The following is a 4606-nucleotide window of genomic DNA, read 5'->3' as shown; positions in this document are numbered from 1 at the left end:
AGCCCCAGGCATTGCGCAGCAGGGCATCCGCAGGCCTGCCCCGACCCGCCCGCTCATAGAAGGCCGCCGCCTCCGCGTCCCGCCCCCGCGCCGCCAGCACCCCCGGCAACCGCAGCGCAGGCGCGTCGCCCGCCATCCCCAGCCGCGCCTCCAGCCGCCGGTCGGCCAGCCACATCCGCACCCCGGCGGCGGCGCACGCCGCCCCCAAAACAGCGCAAAGCAGGAACAGCGCGCCCATCAAAAGGCCAGCCTCATCACCCGCCGCATCACCAGCATCCCCATGCCCTGCAAGGCGATGGCCACCAGCGCCAGCCTGTGCCCCCTGGGATCGTGCAGGAAAAAGTCGACATAGCCGGGGTTCATCGCCACCAGCAGCGCCATCGCCGCCAGCGGCATGACGATCAGCACCCGCCCGCTGATCCGCGCCTCCGAAATGGCGGCCTTCAACTCCCTCTTGATGCGGATGCGCTCGCGCAGGATGTTGGCCAGGTTCAGCAGCACTGCCGAAATCGACCCGCCATAGCGCATATTGGTGCGGATCGCGGCGGCCAGCATCGATATTTCAGGAACGCGCAGCCGCTCCGCCAGCATCTGCATCGCGTCCGCCACCGGCGCGCCCAGTTCCAGCCGCCGCGCCACCGGCGCGATAAAGTCCCGCACCACGCCCGGCGCATCGGCCAACGCCCGCTCCAATGCCTGCGCCAGCGAATTGCCCACCGCCTGCATCTGCCGCACCGCGTCGATATAATAGGGCAGCGCCTCGATCAGCGCCTCGACCCGCGCCTGCGCCCGCCGCCTGACCCAGCCCAGCAGCCCCAGCGGCACGCCCACCACCAGCGCCAGCGCCGCCACCGGCCCCGCCGCCAGCAACGCAAAGACCGCCGCCAGCGCCAAAACCCCCGCCAATATCCCCAATGCCCGCGCCGTCACCTCGACCTGCGCCCGCGCCAGCAACGGCGCCCCCGCCTCAGGCACCGACAGCACCCCCCGCCGCTGCACCGTCGCTGCTGGAACCAGCCCCAGCCGCCGGTCCACCACCGCCCGCTGCCGCCCCCGCTCGACGAGCAGCGCCCAGCCGACCCCCGCCAGCACCAGCAGCGCCAGCATCAGGAAGGCCGCCCCGCTCAACATGCCCGCCAATCCCGCAACCGCCCGGCAAAATGCGGCCGCGACGACAGGGTCCGAAACTCCCCCATCCCCGACAATGCAGGCTGCTCCTCGAATAAGAACAGTTCGTTCAGGCTATAGGCATCCCCCTCCAGCCCCGTGACCTCGCTCACCGACATCACCCTGCGGCTGCCGTTGGACAGCCGCTGCAACTGCACCACCACATGCACGCTGTTGGCGATGAAGCGCCGGATCGCCCGCACGTCGCTCTGCACCCCGGCAAAGCCCAGCAGCATCTCCAGCCGCGCAAAGGCGTCCCGCGGACTGTTGCCGTGCAGCGTCGCCATCGACCCGTCATGCCCGGTCGACATGGCCTGCAACATCTCCACGGCCTCCACGCCGCGCACCTCGCCCAATATGATCCGGTCCGGCCGCATCCGCAGCGCGTTGCGCACCAGTTCGCGTGAACTCACCTCCCGGCTGCCGTCGACCGTGGGCGGCCGCGTCTCCAGCCGCACCACATGGCTCTGCCGCAACTGCAGTTCGGCGGCGTCCTCGATGGTGATCAGCCGTTCGCGATCCCCGATGAAGGTCGACAACATGTTGAGCAAAGTCGTCTTGCCCGCGCCCGTCCCGCCGCAGATCAATATGTTCAGCCGCGACCGCACTGCCGCGCCCAGATAGGCCGCCATGTCCGCGCTCATCACCTGCCGCGCGACACAGTCCTCGATGGTCATGCTCTGCAACCGGAACTTGCGGATAGAGAGCGTCGGCCCGTCCAGAGCCACCGGCGGGATCACGATATTCACCCGCGATCCGTCCGCCAGCCGCGCATCGACATAGGGACTGGCCTCATCCACCCGCCGCCCGACGGGGCCGACGATGCGCTGGATGATGTTCATCAGATGCGCGTCGTCGCGAAAGCGCGTCTCCACCTTCTCCAGCAATCCGCCCCGCTCGGCATAGACGTGCCCCGGCCCGTTGACGATGATGTCGTCCACCCCCGGATCGCGCAGCAGCGGCGCCAGCGGCCCCATGCCAGCCACTTCATCCTCGACATCCTCGATCAGCAACAACCGTTCCGCGCTGTTCAGCGCCAGTTGCCCGCGACGGCTGCGGCTGGCGATGACCTGCTCTATCTCCTCGCGCAGCGCCTTGGGGCCAAGGGTCTCGGCGGTCTCGCCGCGCTCCTCCAACTGCTCGATCAACTGGGCGCAGGTCTGCGCCTTGGCGATCTGATAGCTGTCGCTCATCCGCTGGGCGGCGGGCTGGGCGACCGGCGCGATCCGCGCCTCCCGCGCAGGCGCGAAGCCTTCCTCCCCGGTCAGCAAACTCACGACGCCCGCTCCACGACCTTGAGCATCGCGCGCCTCAACCGATCGATCCCGCCCACCTTCGCGCCAACCCCGCAAGCCCGCCGCACCGCCGCCATATAGGCCCCGCCATCCGCCTCCATCGCCATCGGCCGCCCGGCATTCAGCGCATTGCGCATCCGCGCCCGGTCCACCGGCAGCGCCAGCACGGACCCGACCCCCAAAGCCTCCGCCATCCGCCGCCCGTCCAGCAGCACGCCGGGCAGATGATCCCACACCAGCAGCCGCATCGCCGCGACTCGCTCCCGCTCCGCCCCGATCCGGTCCAGCAACCGGCGGCACGCCTCCACCTCCCGGATCGTCTGGCCGCACAGCAATTCCACCCGATCCGCCTCCGCCGCGACCTCGCGCAGCAAGCCGCCATGACGCAGGCTCCCGGCATTCAGCACCACATGGTCGCAACAGCCGCGCAACAGCCGGATCAGCCCCGCCAGATCGCCGGGCGTCAGTCCTGCCGGCTCCACCCCGGTCCCGCCGTCGAAGGTCAGCAGCATCAGCCCGCTCGGCCCATGCCGCGCCACCGTGCTGGCCAGCAGGCTGGCGTCCAGCCTGTCCCGATCGCCGACCGCCGAAGCCAGCCCATAATCGACGCTGAGGTCGAGATAAGTCGCCGCCGCGCTCGTCGGCAAAGTGCAATCCACCAGCAAGGTCGCACCGCGCGCCCCGGCAATCGCCATATCGCTCGCGACCACGGCGCAGGCATCCCGATCCGCGCCCAGAACCAGCGTCAGCCGCCCGCGATGGCCCCGATCCGCCACCGCGTCGTTCAGCAGCCGCGCCAGCACGACGGCGATCTCCGCCCCTTCGCCGTCACGCGGAATGACATCGTCCACCCCGGCGCGAATGGCGCGCAACAGCGGCTCCGCCTCCATCTCCCCGGTCGCCAGCACCACCGGCCGCCCGCCCGCGCTCTCCACCACCGTGCCGATGGCGGCGGACAAGGCCCGCTCCGGCGGGATCGCCGCCCGGTCGATCACGATCAGGCACGGCTTGGCCAGCGCCTCCCGCTCGATGGACTGCACCAGTTCGACGGTCGCGCGCCCGCCCATCGCCTCTTCGATGCGCCGCGCCAGCATCCGGTCGACCGACAGCAGGAATATCGCCGCCATCTCAGCGCCTCACCACGCCCAGCGGCGCGCTCGTCTGGTCCAGCCCGTCCGTGCCCAGGATCATGTCGCCAATCCCCGGATCGACCGCCACGCCGGGCAGGGGCGGCACCTCCTCCGGCTTCACCGCCGTCACCAGCCGGGGCGTGGCGACGATGATCAGCTCCTGCTTCTCCTTCTGGTTCTGCTGCCGCTTGAAGAAAGCGCCCAGCACCGGCAGGTCGCCCAGAAAGGGGGTCTTTTCCTTCGTCACCGTCTGGCTGGAATAGCTGAGGCCCGCGATCACGAAACTCTGCCCGCTGCCCAGTTCCACGGTCGTCTCCGCCGACCGCCGCCGCAGCCCCGGCACGACATAGCCCTGCAACTGCACGCCATTGGCATAGTCCAGTTCGCTGACCTCCGGCGCGATCTTCAGCACGATATGGTCCTTCGACAGGACGAAGGGCGTCACCGACAGGCGCACCCCGAATTCCTTATACTGGATGGACAACATATTGCCGGACCCGGACGCCTGCGGCACCGGCACGGGAAACTCGCCTCCGGCCAGGAAACTCGCCTGCTCCCCCGACCGCACCAACAGGGTCGGCTGCGCCAGCAATTGCGACAGCCCGTTGGACGACAGCGCGCTCAACACCGCCCCGATCCCCCTGTTGGGGGCGGACAGGAACAGGTTGAACGCATTCTGGATCGGCGCGCTCGCCTCCAGCGACAGCCCGCCCGGATCGAAGGACGCGCTCCCCAGACTGCTCGGCGACACGATGGCCCCCTGAATATCCCCGGAAAGCTTGGAAAAATTGAACCCCAACGCCTTCAGCGTCGTCGCGGACACGGCGGCGAACTGCACGTCGACCGCCACCACCTGCTCCCCGGCCCGAAGCTCAGGCGCATCGATCCTCGCCTCGGCCGCCGCCACCCGCACGGCTTCCTGTCCGATCAACCCGCCATCGCCGCCAAAGACGCTGACCGTCGCCTCTCCCGCGCCGATGGCGGTCAGGCGCAACGACCGGGCGGACGGCGCGG

The 4606-nt window shown here is 69.8% G+C and carries 4 protein-coding genes and 1 pseudogene; all 5 read right to left on the bottom strand.

Annotated elements, in window-relative coordinates:
* A pseudogene (locus tag BV95_RS22865) lies at positions 1-238 on the bottom strand (hypothetical protein); the annotation flags it as partial.
* Entirely contained in the window at positions 238-1131 is an 894-nt protein-coding gene (locus BV95_RS24825; RefSeq protein ID WP_037457474.1) for a type II secretion system F family protein, read from the bottom strand. The pseudogene BV95_RS22865 and the gene BV95_RS24825, both read right to left, overlap by 1 nt.
* Positions 1125-2444 (bottom strand): TadA family conjugal transfer-associated ATPase, encoded by a 1320-nt coding sequence (locus tag BV95_RS22240; protein WP_037457472.1) that lies wholly within the window; start codon positions 2442-2444, stop codon positions 1125-1127. The genes BV95_RS24825 and BV95_RS22240 overlap by 7 nt, the downstream gene beginning before the upstream one ends.
* The gene (locus BV95_RS22235; protein ID WP_037457470.1) at positions 2441-3589 is read right to left on the bottom strand and encodes a CpaE/TadZ family protein; all 1149 of its coding nucleotides are present in this window, start codon (positions 3587-3589) and stop codon (positions 2441-2443) included. The genes BV95_RS22240 and BV95_RS22235 overlap by 4 nt, the downstream gene beginning before the upstream one ends.
* 1 nt (position 3590) lies before the next feature.
* The coding region (locus BV95_RS22230; RefSeq protein ID WP_037457468.1) for a type II and III secretion system protein family protein at positions 3591-4606 on the bottom strand (1016 nt) is incomplete at its 5' end.

The sequence above is a fragment of the Sphingobium chlorophenolicum genome, from assembly GCF_000722875.1.
Lineage (GTDB): Bacteria > Pseudomonadota > Alphaproteobacteria > Sphingomonadales > Sphingomonadaceae > Sphingobium > Sphingobium chlorophenolicum.
The sequence above is the reverse complement of the archived record's forward strand: the minus strand, read 5'-3'. Positions and strand labels throughout refer to the sequence as shown.